The sequence below is a fragment of the Bacillus proteolyticus genome, from assembly GCF_001884065.1.
Taxonomy (GTDB): Bacteria; Bacillota; Bacilli; order Bacillales; family Bacillaceae_G; genus Bacillus_A; species Bacillus_A proteolyticus.
The window spans coordinates 174,935-190,257 of record NZ_MACH01000093.1 but is presented as its reverse complement, the minus strand read 5'-3'; the positions used below and the strand labels follow the sequence as shown (position 1 = coordinate 190,257).

15 protein-coding genes and 1 riboswitch are annotated in these 15,323 nt (G+C 36.0%); of the genes, 9 read left to right on the top strand and 6 right to left on the bottom strand.

What is annotated here, in order from left to right; all coding sequences use genetic code 11:
• Positions 1-93 precede the first annotated feature (93 nt).
• From BAQ49_RS17735 to BAQ49_RS32660, 4 genes are read left to right on the top strand one after another with little or no spacing between them, the layout of a single operon-like run.
• Positions 94-789, top strand: a complete 696-nt coding sequence (locus tag BAQ49_RS17735; RefSeq protein WP_071746452.1) for a DUF969 domain-containing protein — start codon at positions 94-96, stop codon at positions 787-789.
• A 1-nt stretch (position 790) separates the two neighbouring features.
• Positions 791-1,753 (top strand): DUF979 domain-containing protein, encoded by a 963-nt coding sequence (locus tag BAQ49_RS17730; protein WP_071746451.1) that lies wholly within the window; start codon positions 791-793, stop codon positions 1,751-1,753.
• Positions 1,754-1,769: 16 nt separating this feature from the next.
• Positions 1,770-2,417: a pyroglutamyl-peptidase I gene (gene pcp, locus BAQ49_RS17725; protein ID WP_071746450.1), complete on the top strand. Its 648-nt coding sequence runs from the start codon at positions 1,770-1,772 to the stop codon at positions 2,415-2,417.
• Between the two features lie 43 nt (positions 2,418-2,460).
• Positions 2,461-2,658 (top strand): hypothetical protein, encoded by a 198-nt coding sequence (locus BAQ49_RS32660; protein WP_131802722.1) that lies wholly within the window; start codon positions 2,461-2,463, stop codon positions 2,656-2,658.
• Between the two features lie 388 nt (positions 2,659-3,046).
• Here the strand turns inward: BAQ49_RS32660 and BAQ49_RS17720 are convergent, their stop codons facing one another.
• On the bottom strand, positions 3,047-4,534 hold the full coding sequence (locus BAQ49_RS17720; protein ID WP_071746449.1) for a peptide MFS transporter: 1,488 nt from the start codon (positions 4,532-4,534) through the stop codon (positions 3,047-3,049).
• A 585-nt stretch (positions 4,535-5,119) separates the two neighbouring features.
• Between BAQ49_RS17720 and BAQ49_RS17710 the strand changes: the two genes are divergently transcribed.
• From BAQ49_RS17710 to lepB, 3 genes are all read left to right on the top strand, one after another.
• A complete protein-coding gene (locus BAQ49_RS17710) occupies positions 5,120-5,845 on the top strand; it encodes an NAD-dependent protein deacylase (protein ID WP_071746448.1) in 726 nt (241 codons plus the stop codon).
• 225 nt (positions 5,846-6,070) lie between these two features.
• The gene (locus tag BAQ49_RS17705; protein WP_208610855.1) at positions 6,071-8,245 is read left to right on the top strand and encodes a peptidoglycan D,D-transpeptidase FtsI family protein; all 2,175 of its coding nucleotides are present in this window, start codon (positions 6,071-6,073) and stop codon (positions 8,243-8,245) included.
• A 94-nt stretch (positions 8,246-8,339) separates the two neighbouring features.
• Positions 8,340-8,861, top strand: coding sequence for a signal peptidase I (gene lepB, locus BAQ49_RS17700; RefSeq protein ID WP_071746446.1), 522 nt, complete (start codon positions 8,340-8,342; stop codon positions 8,859-8,861).
• A gap of 154 nt (positions 8,862-9,015) precedes the next feature.
• On the opposite strand, the gene BAQ49_RS17695 is transcribed toward lepB, so the two are convergent.
• The gene (locus BAQ49_RS17695; RefSeq protein WP_071746445.1) at positions 9,016-9,780 is read right to left on the bottom strand and encodes a class I SAM-dependent methyltransferase; all 765 of its coding nucleotides are present in this window, start codon (positions 9,778-9,780) and stop codon (positions 9,016-9,018) included.
• Positions 9,781-9,976: 196 nt separating this feature from the next.
• Here BAQ49_RS17695 and BAQ49_RS17690 point away from each other — a divergent pair, with 196 nt between their 5' ends.
• Positions 9,977-10,468, top strand: coding sequence for a DUF2716 domain-containing protein (locus BAQ49_RS17690; RefSeq protein ID WP_071746444.1), 492 nt, complete (start codon positions 9,977-9,979; stop codon positions 10,466-10,468).
• A 64-nt stretch (positions 10,469-10,532) separates the two neighbouring features.
• On the opposite strand, the gene BAQ49_RS17685 is transcribed toward BAQ49_RS17690, so the two are convergent.
• From BAQ49_RS17685 to BAQ49_RS17675, 3 genes are all read right to left on the bottom strand, one after another.
• On the bottom strand, positions 10,533-11,303 hold the full coding sequence (locus BAQ49_RS17685) for a DNA alkylation repair protein (protein ID WP_071746443.1): 771 nt from the start codon (positions 11,301-11,303) through the stop codon (positions 10,533-10,535).
• Between the two features lie 33 nt (positions 11,304-11,336).
• Positions 11,337-11,642 (bottom strand): iron-sulfur cluster biosynthesis family protein, encoded by a 306-nt coding sequence (locus BAQ49_RS17680; protein ID WP_071746442.1) that lies wholly within the window; start codon positions 11,640-11,642, stop codon positions 11,337-11,339.
• 113 nt (positions 11,643-11,755) lie between these two features.
• The gene (locus BAQ49_RS17675) at positions 11,756-13,222 is read right to left on the bottom strand and encodes an amino acid permease (protein WP_071746441.1); all 1,467 of its coding nucleotides are present in this window, start codon (positions 13,220-13,222) and stop codon (positions 11,756-11,758) included.
• A gap of 112 nt (positions 13,223-13,334) precedes the next feature.
• Positions 13,335-13,527: riboswitch (Lysine riboswitch) on the bottom strand.
• 384 nt (positions 13,528-13,911) lie between these two features.
• Here BAQ49_RS17675 and BAQ49_RS17670 point away from each other — a divergent pair.
• Positions 13,912-14,361, top strand: a complete 450-nt coding sequence (locus tag BAQ49_RS17670; protein WP_071746440.1) for a GNAT family N-acetyltransferase — start codon at positions 13,912-13,914, stop codon at positions 14,359-14,361.
• A 40-nt stretch (positions 14,362-14,401) separates the two neighbouring features.
• On the opposite strand, the gene BAQ49_RS17665 is transcribed toward BAQ49_RS17670, so the two are convergent.
• Entirely contained in the window at positions 14,402-15,304 is a 903-nt protein-coding gene (locus BAQ49_RS17665; protein ID WP_071746439.1) for a sulfite exporter TauE/SafE family protein, read from the bottom strand.
• Between the last annotated feature and the right edge of the window lie 19 nt (positions 15,305-15,323).

Here is a 15,323-nt window from a genome sequence, read left to right as displayed (position 1 = left end):
TCCCATCTAAATTTCTTTGCCCCAGCCGAATTTTGAGCTGGGAGTTTTACTGCCCGCAAATAGCGGGATAAAAAATGAGGGGAAGTGCTGGAAATGATTAAATTAATTGGGATACTACTTGTTGCAGTTGGGTTTTTATTTAGATTAAATACACTGTTAGTAGTAATGGTTGCAGGTATTGTTACTGGTATGGTTTCAGGCTTAAGTTTTTATGATGTAATCAGCATGTTCGGTAAATTTTTCATAGAAAACAGATATATGTCTATGCCTATTATACTAACTTTACCGGTAATCGGAATTTTAGAGCGTTATGGTTTAAAAGAAAGAGCAGAGGCACTTATAACGAAATCAAAAGGCGCAACAACTGGAAGAGTATTAATGTCCTATTTTACGATAAGAGAATCATCAGCAGCACTAGGTCTTAATATTGGTGGTCATGCGCAAACAGTGAGACCACTCGTTGCCCCGATGGCAGAAGGAGCTGCGCAAGGAAGATACGGTAAACTCCCTGAAAAATTGAGAGAAAAGATTAAAGCAAATGCAGCCGCCGCGGAAAATACAGCTTGGTTTTTCGGAGAGGATATTTTCATCGCAACTGGAGCCATTTTATTAATGAAAGGGTTCTTCGATTCAGTAGGTATGCATGTCGGTGTATGGGATATGGCACTTTGGGGTATTCCAACTGCAATATCTGCCCTTATTGTAAGCTGGATCAGGTTTAGAAGGTTTGATAAGTATATAGAGAAAACGATGAAGGCAGCAGAAAAACAAGAAAAGGAGGCTATATAAGATGAACATCATAACAATGGATACAATTTATTATGTATTAGGTATAATCGTTGCATTTATCGCTGTTCGTATTGCATTTGATCGTGAGCATCCAAACAGATTGGGTTCTAGCTTATTTTGGGCATTGTTTGCAGTTACATTTTTATTCGGAAATGTAATCCCTTCGTTTTACGTTGGTTGTATTGTGCTCGCTATGGTCGTTTTAGCTTCATTGAATAAAGTAACAAAATCCGAGGAGAAAGAAGTACCAGTACAAGAACGTGTGAAACATGCTGAGAAATTAAAAAATAAAATTTTTATGCCTGCAATATTAATACCTATTTTTACAATTATCGGAACGTTAACGTTAGGGAAAATCAAATGGGGAAATGTCGCACTGGTTGATCCAGATAAAGTAACATTAGTTGCATTAGCGTTAGGAGCATTACTCGCATTCGTTGCGGCGATGCGTATTACAAAAGCGAAAATAACAACGCCTGTCCAAGAAGGAAGCAGATTACTACAGGCTGTCGGCTGGGCTGTTATTTTACCACAAATGTTAGCAGCGCTTGGCGGTATTTTCGCGAAGTCTGGCGTAGGACAAGTCGTTTCTGATTTAGTAGGACAAGTGTTACCGACAGAGTACCCGTTCGTTGCTGTTATGGCATATTGTTTAGGAATGATGCTGTTTACAGTCGTAATGGGGAATGCATTCGCCGCGTTTGCAGTAATCACTGGCGGAATCGGCTTACCTCTAATTGTACAAATGCACGGCGGGAACCCAGCAATTATGGCAGCGCTCGGTATGTTTGCTGGATATTGCGGAACGCTCATTACGCCAATGGCGGCAAACTTTAATATTGTTCCGGCAATGCTTTTAGAATTGAAAGATAAGAACGCTGTTATTAAGGCACAAGTACCAATTGCTCTTTCCATTTTCATTATTAATATGTTTATCATGTACGGTCTTGTATATCGTTTCTAATTAGGAGAGTGAAACTATGAAAACAGTATTATTAACAGGATTTGATCCGTTCGGCGGAGAAAGTATCAACCCAGCTTGGGAAGTCGTAAAAAGTTTACATGAAAAAACAATTGGAGAATACAAGATTATAAGTAAACAAGTTCCAACTGTATTTCATAAATCAATAAGCGTATTAAAAGAGTATATAGAAGAGCTAAAGCCTGAAATGATTATATGCATTGGACAAGCTGGGGGCAGACCAGATATTACGATAGAGCGTGTAGCAATTAACGTTGATGATGCAAGAATTGCTGATAATGAAGGAAATCAGCCGGTGGATATGCCGGTTATAGAAGAAGGACCTATTGCGTATTGGTCTACACTTCCGATGAAAGCAATTGTGAAGAAACTTCGTGAAGAAGGTATACCAGCTTCCGTTTCACAAACTGCAGGTACATTCGTTTGTAATCATTTATTTTATGGACTCATGCATGAACTAGAGAAACATGATAAGAAAATAAAAGGTGGATTTGTTCATATTCCGTTCTTACCAGAACAAGCGAGTAACTATCCAGGGCAACCGAGTATGTCACTTTCTACTATTAGTAAAGGGGTAGAATTGGCGATTGAGGTAACGACGGAAGTTGAAGTAGATATTGTAGAGTGCGGGGGTACGACGCATTAAGTAAAATGAATTGTACAACACCTCCTGTATGAATTAAGCTGGAGTGAAATATCCTAGGAAGATTAGCAGGACAAATGAAGAACTGTTACAGCCTATACAGAGTTTAGATCCTATCTTAAAAAGAAGAATCATATATCTATTAGATGTTATTAATGTTGATCAAGTATTTCAAACCTATGAAGATGCAGTATTACGTAGATTAGAAGAAAAGCAAGTAGTGGTTCAACTAACTGAGGTTTAAACATAGGCGTAATATGTTTTTCATATATATCCCTTTAGTAATCTTTATTTTATTTGTATATATAGCAATGAGAAAACTCCAGCTCATCAGTATTTTAAACCATGAATGAGTTGGAGTTTTGGTCTTTTATTCGCAAATTTCCCGTTCATCGAGTAAATCGATGACGCAGTCTTTATGTTTAAGAAGCTCCTCTTTAGATAAATAGTCAGCTCTCTTACCAAGTTGCATTAGTCTATTAGGTATGTTTTGTTTTCCTAGAAATATCATTGCTCCAGCACACATTATATTGCGTTTGTTTGGCGATTGCTATGGTTATAGAAAAAAAGAGTAACCCGTTTGGCTACTCTTCACATAGAAACTTGTATTTGTTCATTTCAATAAGAGACCGTTATTGAAGTCCCTTCATGAAATTTTGGATTTTTGATGATAATGCAAACAGCAGGATGCTAACTAAAATGGAGATAGCACCAATAACACCAAAGTAAATTGCTTCTGTTGCAGGATTATACAGTTTAACAACTTGGGCATTTATTGCTTGCGCAGACGCAGTTGATAAGAACCATAAGCTCATGGTTTGCGAAGAGAAAGCAGCTGGAGCCAGCTTCGTCGTTATTGATAACCCTGAAGGAGATAAACAAACTTCTCCAATTACAATTAAAAAGAAGCTAAGGACTAACCACATAGGATTCACTAAGGAGTGAGTACCGTTGATTAAAGCCGGAATAATCATAACTAAGAATGATAAACCTGCAAATAGCAATCCAATAGCGAATTTTTTTGCCGTTGAAGGCTGCTTCTTGCCTAACTTTATCCAAACCCATGCAAAAATCGGGGCAAGCGTTACGATAAAGATTGGACTTAATGATTGGAACCAAGCGGAATGCAATGTAATTCCATTGAACTGTAATTGAGTTCGTTGATCCGCGTATGTCGCTAAGATAATAGCACCTTGTTCTTGTATAGACCAAAATATTGTAGCTGCAATAAAGAGTGGTATATACGCAAGAAGACGAGATTGCTCTATTTTTGTTGTTTTAGGACTACGATACATATAAATGAAATAATAGGCTGGAATAACAATCCCTAAGATACTAATCAGGAATGTAAAACGATTTATAGTTAACAACCCAGTTGGAATTGTAACCACACCTAGCAATGTTAATACAACCAGACCAACACTGAAATACTTAATAGTCTTTTTTCTTTCCGAATCTGATAATGGATTAGGTACTTGCGTACCGACTAGACCAAGGTTTTTCTGTTTTGTTCCAACAAATACCCCTAACCCAATTGCCATACCAATTGCCGCAACTCCAAAACCAAGGTGGAAATTATATTGCTGACCTAATGTTCCGACAACTAAAGGTGCAAGTAAGGCACCTAAGTTAATACCCATGTAGAATATACTGAACCCGGAGTCACGACGCGCATCTGTTTTACTGTATAAACTTCCTACGATGTTCGATATGTTAGGCTTTAACAACCCTGTTCCTAGAATTAAGAATACCATAGAGATAAATAACGCACTTTTACTACCCGGTAAAGCTAAAATAAGATGGCCAATCATAATTAAAAAGCCACCAAAGAATACGGTTTTACTTGGACCAAATAAACGATCCGATATCCATCCACCGATAATACTAGACATGAACAGTAAGGAACCGTAAATTGCCATTATCGAGGTTGCGGTAGATTGATCAATTCCTAATCCGCCTTTTGCGACCGAATAGTACATATAATACAGCAAAATAGCTCTCATTCCGTAATGAGAAAACCTTTCCCAAAACTCAGTGAAGAATAAAGTGAATAATCCTTTTGGATGCCCAAAAAATCCTGTTTGAGGAATACTTTGAACAAGTTCGTTTTTTTCTTTCATAATGTTAATATTTCCCCTTATTAATTTTTTATATTATACAAGTATAACTTAAGGGGCTCCCAGTAGTCCATAACTATCTAAGCCCATCGAAGAAGAAAAGCATCCTTCTGGCTACTTTCTAAATGAATTGAAAAAATCGTCATTTGCTCATTAGACACACCTTTCACTGAATCTACCTCTAAACAATCCAAAATTGATGGTGAGAGTGCTTTAGCTACTAAGAATGCTACGCCGTTACAAACAAGTGTATATTGTTGACTTAATGGTATATGAGGCGGAATAACGTATGTATCTGGAACACTCAGTAATCTTAAGCATTCTCCATAACATAATCAGTTGTGAATTTATAAGATAAACAATTATTCTTAAAGCTGGTTTGAATTTTTGAAAGGTTTTATGCCAGTTTGGGGAATTAAAATTAAATAACTTTATTTTAATTGAACAGTAGTTATCTTGGAAACTTTAATTACGCCCAAAAAAGTTTGATTTTAGTTAATGCAACGTAGTAAGTAAAATGAATTGTACAACACCGTCTGTAAACAACTGGTATAATATAGTATAGGAAAATACATAGAGGTGATTTTTGTGCAATTTGAAGAAGTACGTTCAATTTTAGAAAAAGCAAAGAAAATTACAGTATTAACAGGTGCTGGTGCAAGCACAGAAAGTGGAATCCCTGATTTTCGTTCAGCAAATGGATTGTATGCTGATGCAAATGTAGAGATGTACTTGTCGAGAGGTTATTATAATAGAAATCCGAAAGAATTTTGGAAGCATTATAAAGAAATCTTTCAAATAAATACGTTTCATCAATATAAACCAAATCGTGGGCATCGCTTTTTAGCGGAACTAGAGGAACAAGGAAAAGATATAACGATTTTAACGCAAAATATTGATGGTTTGCATCAAGTAGGTGGTAGTAAACATGTAATTGATTTACATGGAACACTTCAAACTGCACATTGCCCGAAGTGTAAAACGGGGTATGATTTACAATATATGATTGATCATGAAGTGCCGCGCTGCGGGAAGTGTAATTTCATACTAAATCCAGATGTTGTTTTATACGGAGATACGTTACCTCAATATCAAAATGCGATCAAACGTTTATATGAAACAGATGTACTTCTCGTAATGGGAACGTCACTCAAAGTACAGCCTGTCGCTTCGTTCCCAGAGATCGCAAAGAGGGAAGTAGGTGCAACAACGATTTTAGTAAATGAAGAGTTAACAGGGCAAGAATATAATTTTGATTTTGTTTTTCAAAATAAGATCGGCGAATTTGCCCAAGGGTTATCTTCGATTAAATAAGTTTTTGTTTTCGTAAAGAAACTGAGGTGAATGATGTCCACCTCAGTTTTTTGTATGCATTATATTCATGTTATTACGTACTAAGGGGAATGGTAATAAATAGGGTGTAAAATACAAAAACTGAAAATTAAATCTTTTATTTCTTTTGTAACTAATATAAAATTCTATATATATCATATAAATAAATTTAATACATAATGATTTTTGCGCAGAAATGTTAATAGAATGAAGCGAGGGAGCAAAATGAGACAGAAAAAGGAGAAGCAGAAACAGTCGAAAAAGAAAAAGACTCATATTCCGTTTCGGTTAAATGTACTATTTTTTATCGTTTTTCTTTTATTTTCAGCTATTATTATTCAATTAGGTAAAGTACAAATTATTGACGGAGAAACGTATCGAAATGAAGTGAATAAAAAGGAAGATGTAACGGTGAGTACTCCAGTTCCGAGAGGGAAGATGTTTGACCGGGAAGGAAAAGTTATTGTAAATAATAAACCGTTACGAACAGTTACATATACGAAGATGAAAGGAGTGGACTCAAAAGAGGTTTTAATAGTGGCAAGAAATTTAGCAAAGCTAATTGAAATGCCACAAGAAGATATGGACAAGTTAACAGAGACAGATAAAAAAGATTTTTGGATGCAGTTAAACGAAAAACGCGCAGCAACAAAAGTAACGAAAGAAGATGAGAGTAAATTTAGGAAGCAGGAAATAGAAGGAAAAGAATTAGATAAAAAAGTAGAAGAGTTGAGACGAGAAAGAATTACACAAGAAGAACTAAACGAGCTATCGAAAGAGGATATAGAAGTACTAGCAATTAAAAGCAAAATGAATGCGGGATATAAAATGACGCCACAAATCGTCAAAAAAGATGTAAGTCAAAATGAATATGCGGTAGTGAGTGAAAGATTATCGATCTTGCCAGGCGTAGATACGACTGTGGATTGGGAGCGCGAATACCCAAATGACAAAATACTACGTTCTGTACTTGGTAGTGTTTCGAGTGAAAATGAAGGGTTACCAAGGGAACAATTAGACTACTATTTAGTACGAGATTATAACCGAAATGACCGTATTGGTAAGAGTTACATCGAAAAACAATACGAAGATGTATTACATGGAACGAAAGAACAGTCTAAAAATATTACTGATAGAGCTGGAAATATTATTCGGACTGAAAAAGTGACACAAGGAAAAAGTGGAAATAATTTAATGTTAACAGTTGATATGGATTTACAGAAAAAGGTGGAGGAAAGTCTTGAAAGGAATTTAAGAGCATTTCATTCTTCTGAACCGATGATGGATCGTGCATTCGTCGTTATGATGAATCCGAAAAATGGTCAAATTCTATCATTAGCAGGAAAGAAAATTGTAAATAAAGACGGCGGGATGCAAATAGAAGACTACGCTTTAGGAACGATGATAAGTTCTTACGAGTTAGGATCAACTGTGAAAGGAGCTACGGTATTAGCTGGATATCAAACAGAAGCGATTAAGCCATATACGCATTTTTTCGATGCACCAATGTACTTTAAAGGAAGTTCGAAGCCGAAGAAATCGTGGAAAGACTTTGGAGATATTGATGATTTAAGAGCATTGCAAGTTTCATCCAATGTCTACATGTTTAATACGGCGTTAAAGATTGCGGGGATTGATTATGTACCAAACAATCCGTTAGATATTAAACGAGAAGCGTTTAATAAAATGCGTTATTATTTTAGACAATTTGGTTTAGGTGTGCCAACTGGTATTGACTTGCCAAATGAATCGATTGGTCAAATGGGTAGAACCGATAATATACCTGGTTTTTTACTTGATTATGCCATTGGACAATATGATACATATACGCCGCTGCAGCTTGCTCAATATATTTCAACGATTGCAAATGGCGGTTACCGAATGAAACCACAAATTGTACAAGAAATTAGAGAGCAACCAAATAGACCAGAGGAAGTCGGGAAAGTTATGCAATCGATGGAACCAGTCGTGTTAAATCGAGTGGATATGGACCTTTCATATATAAATCATGTGAAAGAAGGATTTAGAAGGGTTTTCCAAGAGGTAGATGGGACCGGTGCTGGAACTTTTAAAGGATTACCTTATAAACCGGCTGGAAAAACAGGAACAGCAGAGACAGTGTACGGTGGAGAAAGTGATATTGGAAGAGATGAAAACAACTATCGAAAAAAATGTTATAATTTAACTCTCGCCGGGTATGCGCCATATGACGCTGATCCGGAAGTCGCTTTTTCTGTTGTTGTGCCATGGGTGAATAATGATAAATCAGGTATTAATTCTACAATTGGTAAAGAGATTTTGGATGCATATTTTGATTTAAAAGCGCAGAGATCGGGTGTAAGTCTAGTCCCAGTAGCACAACAGCCGAGTACGGCACAGTAAAAAAAATTCAAATTGTAGTATATCACTGCGCAAATGAACAGGTGCAGTGATATATTTTTGAGTTGAAAAGTGTTTTGATAAGGTGGGAATAGATATGAAAGAGGAGATTAAGAGAGGTTGGGGGAAATACATACTATTTATATTTGTCATGGTAGTAATGTACCAGTCTTTTACTTTATGTAAGGTGGAAGGAAAATCGATGCAGCCGACTTTACATGAAGAAGACTACGTATTTGTAAATAAAGCTGCTGTACATTTTTCTAGCTTACAGCACGGAGAAATTGTCATTATTAAGGAAGAGGATGAGTCGAAATATTATGTGAAACGCGTAATAGGACTTCCTGGTGACATAATTAACATAACGAATGGAACTGTATACGTAAATGACAAAAAGCAAGATGAACCTTATATAAATAAAGATTTATATAATAATACACAAGTGTTTTACAACTTTCAAAAGACAAGAATTCCGCCAAATAAGTTATTTGTAATGGGAGACAATCGTGAACAAAGTAAGGATAGTCGAAATGGTTTAGGGTATATTGAAGAAGATAACGTTATTGGCAAGGTGGAATTTGTGTATTATCCTTTTTCAGAAATGAAAATGATAGACTAGTTTAGTATTTTTATTTTATTTTCCTCAAAAACAATCAATGAATTAATATGTAAAACATCTCGTTTCACAATAGGAAAAGATGAGTTAAAATACTAAGGAAAAGCCAAATCCTTTAATGGGATTTGGCTTTTTGTAGGGAATGCTAATTCAAGGTTTACTCTTCATAATATGCTTTAATAACAAAGCGGTGTTGCTTCACATCGAAATATCCTTTTTGCAAGATAATTTCATGTATACGATACAATTCCTCGGTATAGCTGTCTACTGTAAAATCAGGAATTTGCCACGGAATTGCTTTTAAGTAATAGACAACAGCACCGATATCATAAAAACGTTGAAGAGGGAACTCTTCCTTCGCTTCTAAAATAGTAAATCCATTCCCCTTTAGTTCATTACATGCCATTTTGAGTGACCAACTTGAAAATTCGCTATTCAGTGGTGTGCCAAACTGTTCATTAAGTTCCGCACAATCAAGACCACCGACTTGTTGGGTAAGAAATGTTCCATTAGTGGAAAGAATTCTTTTCACTTCAGAAGCAGAATAGGATTCATGTTGATTCACAATTAAATCAAACTGACCATCTTGAAATGGTAAAGCAGTATCATCGGTCACTTCTACAACTGTAATTCCTAAAGGCTCTAATTTCTTTCGTGCAATTGGTACGTTCGGAGCATAGCCTTCAGTAGCGTAAATAGTTGGCGGGAACGGTTGTAACATAGATAAAAACTCTCCGCCGCCAGTACCCATATCTAGCATTGATTTTGCACGTTGCATAAGCTGGAAGGCTGTACTACCGTACGACCATGATAAAGGCTCGCTATTCATACGGCCAGTTTCTGAAATGAAAGAAAAATCCCAGCCACTAAAGTTTGCATTTGCACTTTCTAATAGTACCAAAAATAATGGATCACGTTTCATATTATGTCCTCCTATTTCGTTAATGAATGATATAGTAAGAAAAGAGAAATGGAGGACCTCTTATTAAAATAAAGCGGTTTTACGTTTCGTGTTCAAATAAATTCATACAAATTCGCTCCTTGCGAGAATGGTTATTTATATATTCGGGATAATCAAGAGGAAATCCTTTGAAATTATAAGGGAAGGCAGTTGTTTAATGAAAAATTGGATGGAGTTTACAGACAAAGAGTATGACCAAATATGGGATAGGATAGATAGTGAACTTGAGTTTTCACCAAGTGTTTCTATATTCCCATCATTTAAGGTGCCAAGTCCTTTTGTGACATATGATATTTCTCATTACTTCGGAGAATCGGTAGATTTAAATGTATATGACGATCTGGAAGAAAAAGCATTACTAGTTTTTAAAGAGAATACAGTATCGGATGAATATATAATGGCACTTGATTGGCAACATGAATGTTACTGGGTAAATCCACATTTAAAGTTCGATAGAAATGAATTTGATGAGTGGACAATCCCGATTTTTCCAAATGGAGATTACTATTTTTTTATTCAGAAGGACTATAAGTGGGGCTATTTAGGTCACCCTTGGGAGAAGAGTATAACGATATTTGGAAAAGAATTAATAGAGAGCTTTGAACAAAGTAAACCAGAAATGTTTCAAAATATTTTAAGGCAGGGATAATGTTTTAAAGAGAAAAAACGCTTATACCTCATCTTTGAAGCATGAGCGTTTTTGTTTAAAATACTTAAAAATAAAAATCTGTTGGTAAAGTACCATTTTTTATCACCGTTCTTAACCCATGTTTCATAATCCAAGGGTTAACAGGAAGTTTGTTATCGCGTAATTGTTGTAACCATTGAAAAACGAGTTCTTTATCTTCTTTTGTAATATCGTTAATATGATTGGCTACTGATTTTTGGACATATTTAGAAGGGTCATTCATTAATGGCTCAAGAAGCTTTAAATTATTTCTAAAGTCACCTTTCAGAGCTCCTATTTTTTTTGCCCAAGGAAGTCTTGGTCTTGTACCTTCGGAAACTAATCTCCTAATGTGGCTGTTTTCGTCATGAATCCACTGTTGTAGTATGTCCAGTGTATTTTCATGATATTTTTCAAGAAAAGGCCGAATTGCATATTCAGCAGTATTCCTTTTCGTTATTTCATACATGGCGTTGAAAGAGGATTCAAAATCGTTAAGTCCATATTTTTCGACGTATTTTGCAATAGGCATGTACATATAACCATTTGTAAATGTGCCTACTTCTGTTGTGTTTTCTGGTCCCAATGTTTTCAGTAATATATGGATTACTTCATTAAAATCTTTTTGTAATGCATAGTGTAATTCATCTGCTATTACTTCTATACGTTGTTTCAACTCTAAATTTTCAACTTTACTTGTTACAGAACCTACAAAGTTTTTCTTAGAGAAATTAGGATCATGTTTAGAAATAGAATCAGCCATTTTTTCTGCTAATTCTTTGTTGAATAAAAATTTTAACGGAACATATTTACCCATTTTTTCACCCCATTGGTCAGATAAAAACAATGTTTATTTTTTAATCGACAATCCATACACCAAAGTCTCACTAGGAGTCGTAATACTAAAACCTGTCGTTTTATAATCAAGTTTCACAGTATCACCAGTGTAATCTGTCGTGAATGAATCCATTTGTACGATAAGATGTGCATCTTCATATACAACATCATCCGCATTATATGTATCCCAAATTAAATCAACATCAACGAAAATGCTACAAGAGTTTGTCATCGTCCCTCTAATGCGAATAATCTTTTTGTCTTCACGTTCTAATCTATGTATAGCAGCTTTTGCTTCATCAGTAATACGAATGTTCATGTAATCCCAACCTTTATGTATATTTCCTCTATTATCGCAAAAACAGTGGCAATAGGGAAGGGAGATGAATTGCAATAAAAAACGAGCAAACAAATTTGTTTGCTCGTTTTATTTTATTTTAGTTCACATTTATCAAGTGGAATTACTTTCGTTTTCTTCGTAAATTTATATCCTAACCACAGTACTAAGAAGAGTGGTAAACCGATGTAAGAAACGAGTACACCGTTCCAATCGATAGATGCTCCCATAAATGCTCCGTAGTTTTGTCCTAAAATAACGATAACACAAAGTGTAAATGCAAAGATTGGACCGAACGGGAACCATTTTGCTCTATACGGTAAATCTTTTAAGTCTTTCCCTTGTGCAACATAAGCTTTTCGGAAACGGTAATGACTAACAGCAATTCCTACCCAAGCAATAAATCCTGACATACCAGAAGCATTTAATAACCAAATGTATACAACACCGTCACCGTATAAAGAAGCGATGAAAGCAACGCTACCAACAACTGATGTTGCGATTAATGCGTTAACAGGTACACCACGGCTATCTAATTTGCCTAAGAACTTTGGTGCTTTTCCTTGACGAGCTAAATCCCAAAGCATACGAGTTGATGCATACATTCCAGAGTTACCAGCAGAAAGTACTGCAGTTAAAATAACAGCGTTCATAACAGAAGCAGCGAAGGCAACGCCCGCTTTTTCAAATACTAGTGTAAATGGACTTACTGTTACATCACTTGCTGCAAGGCTATCAGTCGTATAAGGAATTAATAAACCGATAACGAGGATTGCTAAAATATAGAATAATATAATGCGCCAAAAGATAGAACGAATTGCTTTTGGAATATTGCGTTCTGGATCAGCAGTTTCACCAGCAGCCACTCCTAATAATTCAGTTCCTTGGAATGAGAAACCAGCAGCCATAAATACACCGATAATTGCCATGATACCGCCATTAAATGGTGCATCTGCAACAGTGAAGTTTTTAAAACCGACAGCTTCGCCGCCCATAATTCCAAAAATCATCATAAAACCGACAATTAAAAAGATTATAATTGTAACTACTTTAATAAGTGCAAACCAATATTCAGATTCACCAAAACCTTTAACAGATAAATAGTTTAAGAGAAAAATAATAGCTAAACATAATCCACTCCAAATGAGGGAAGGAGTATCAGGGAACCAAAATTTCATAATTAATGTTACCGCTGCGAGTTCCGCCGCTATCGTAATCGCCCAGTTATACCAATAGTTCCATCCAAGTGCAAAGCCAAGTGATGGATCAACAAATTTTGTTGCATACGTACTAAAAGATCCAGTAACAGGCATGTAAGCTGCGAGTTCAGCTAAGCTTGTCATTAAAAAGTAAACCATAATTCCAATTGCGGCGTATGCGACTAGTGCACCGCCAGGACCAGCTGAATGGATCACACCACCGCTGGCAAGAAATAGTCCGGTACCGATTGTACCACCGAGAGAAATCATCGTAAGGTGACGAGATTTTAATCCGCGTTTTAATTCACCTTGTCCTTGTGTAGTTTGCGTTTTAGAGGTAGATTGATTTGTTGCGCTATTCATGTTCAACACTCCTTTTCTTGTAGGTTAGGAAGGAGCGGGGGAGAAAAATACAAAAAACCGCCAAAAGAATTAGGCGGAACGTTTCACAAATAACCACCCCATCATACCCTTCCGTTAAGATAGCACCCCACGTCTACACGGTAATTTTGTAAACGTGACAGTTCTGTTCCTTTCGGAGACAGCCCCAGCTCATATTTCCAGAGAAGAAATATAAACTTCGGCAACTTTTCCTTTCAAACGGAGTTAGTGACATTCTCTGAGTCTCGTCCGTTTTACTTTTAAAAGTCGCAACCTCTACCTCATCGGATTGATGAGGATTTATATATTGCTAAGATATTTAATATATGGCAATTGTAATGATTTTCTGAATATATTGCAAGGAATTTTGTTAGGAAAAGTCAAAAAATATAGGTTATTGTATAGGAAACGCTTGCAAAACTCCACCCGAACCTACTATTATGTAGCAATAAGCAAAGAAAAAATTGTTATACAAATGTTTCGCAAAAAATAATGAAAAACCCTTTAAAATTAAAAGAAAATTCAGAAAATATAATTCGACATAACTATCAAAAGGGGATTATTCCTTACATTTGTTTCAAAAAATAAGTATAAATCCGATAAAAAGAATGAATATTCTTTTTATTTTTGGTAAAATTGAAATATTGTTTAATTGAAAAGGGGACATCATTATGAAATTAGAAACGGAAAGATTACATATAGTACCGTGTACGGAAGAATGGATTCAAATTGCGAAAAATCAAGGCTACGATAGCGGCCCGCATATTGTAGGACATATAGGAAATGTAAAACAAGATGAGTCTTTATTACCGTGGGGCCCGTGGTATGTTATTCGGAAAGAGGATGATGTTGTTCTAGGTGATATAGGATTTAAAGGGAAATCAAACGAGGAACATACGGTAGAAATCGGTTATGGATTTATTGAGAAATATTGGAATAAAGGGTATGCAACAGAAGCAGTTAGTGAATTAATGAAATGGGCTTTTCAAGCAGGGGAAGTGGAAACGATTATAGCGGAGACACTCCTTGATAACTATAGCTCCATTCGTGTATTAGAGAAATTACATATGAAAAGAGTAAATAGTACTGAAACGATGGCCAATTGGAAAATAGAAAAATAAAAAATACCGCTCGAAGTAAATCGGGCGGTATTATTATTAATTATGGCAGCATTTGTTTTTGATCTGTTGGATAGCTATTCGTCGCTTGTTTCGAATACTTTGAATGGTTACGAACAGAAATGAAAATGGAGATAATAACGACAAGACCAACTGCAACATAAGAAAGTGTAATAATAGTTGGATCAACTTTAAATGATGTAAGTAATGTACGTATATTCGTAAAGATAATAAGTCCGCCAACGAGTACGCCAAGTAAATGCGACGGAACGATGCGTACTAACCATGCGGCAATTGGTGCGGCAACAATACCACCGAGCATGAGAGAAAATACCCAAATCCAGCTTATTTGTTCCCAACCAAGTGAGATGAAAAAGCCGATTGTTGCAGCGAGTGAAACAGGAAATTCGCTCGTATCTACAGAGCCAATAACTTTTCTAGCGTCATTTCCTCTTGCAAGAAGAACTGGTGTCGTAATAGGTCCCCAGCCACCACCGCCAGTAGAATCAACAAATCCTGCAAAAAGGCCAAGCGGCACAAGTTGCTTAGCAGGCATACGCTTATTTGAAGCAACAATTTGTTTTTGAATGATGAATCGTAATAAAATATAAACCCCTAAAGTAAATAAAAATAAGGAAATGTACGGTTTAATTAAATTACCAGGTAAATTACTTAAAAAACATGCCCCGACAAAAGCACCGATAGCTCCTGGTAATGTAAGTCTAGAAACTGTATATTTATCAACGTTTCCGAATCGTATATGAGATGCACCGGAAGCGGCAGTAGTGACTACTTCAGCTAAATGAACTGATGCAGAAGCAACAGCTGGTGCGATACCAAACATTAATAATAAAGAAGAAGACGTTACCCCATACGCCATTCCAAGCGCTCCATCGATCAATTGAGCGAAAAATCCGATAATAGCAAAGATAATTAATTTCTGCATAAATAATCCCCCTGTAATA

Bases quoted from the DNA above. Each gene is read 5' to 3' on its own strand.
- BAQ49_RS17735 (WP_071746452.1), top strand. From the start codon at position 94: ATGATTAAATTAATTGGGATACTACTTGTTGCAGTTGGGTTTTTATTT.
- BAQ49_RS17730 (WP_071746451.1), top strand. From the start codon at position 791: ATGAACATCATAACAATGGATACAATTTATTATGTATTAGGTATAATC.
- pcp (WP_071746450.1), top strand. From the start codon at position 1,770: ATGAAAACAGTATTATTAACAGGATTTGATCCGTTCGGCGGAGAAAGT.
- BAQ49_RS17720 (WP_071746449.1), bottom strand. From the start codon at position 4,534: ATGAAAGAAAAAAACGAACTTGTTCAAAGTATTCCTCAAACAGGATTT.
- BAQ49_RS17705 (WP_208610855.1), top strand. From the start codon at position 6,071: ATGAAGCGAGGGAGCAAAATGAGACAGAAAAAGGAGAAGCAGAAACAG.
- lepB (WP_071746446.1), top strand. From the start codon at position 8,340: ATGAAAGAGGAGATTAAGAGAGGTTGGGGGAAATACATACTATTTATA.
- BAQ49_RS17695 (WP_071746445.1), bottom strand. From the start codon at position 9,780: ATGAAACGTGATCCATTATTTTTGGTACTATTAGAAAGTGCAAATGCA.
- BAQ49_RS17690 (WP_071746444.1), top strand. From the start codon at position 9,977: ATGAAAAATTGGATGGAGTTTACAGACAAAGAGTATGACCAAATATGG.
- BAQ49_RS17685 (WP_071746443.1), bottom strand. From the start codon at position 11,303: ATGGGTAAATATGTTCCGTTAAAATTTTTATTCAACAAAGAATTAGCA.
- BAQ49_RS17680 (WP_071746442.1), bottom strand. From the start codon at position 11,642: ATGAACATTCGTATTACTGATGAAGCAAAAGCTGCTATACATAGATTA.
- BAQ49_RS17675 (WP_071746441.1), bottom strand. From the start codon at position 13,222: ATGAATAGCGCAACAAATCAATCTACCTCTAAAACGCAAACTACACAA.
- BAQ49_RS17670 (WP_071746440.1), top strand. From the start codon at position 13,912: ATGAAATTAGAAACGGAAAGATTACATATAGTACCGTGTACGGAAGAA.
- BAQ49_RS17665 (WP_071746439.1), bottom strand. From the start codon at position 15,304: ATGCAGAAATTAATTATCTTTGCTATTATCGGATTTTTCGCTCAATTG.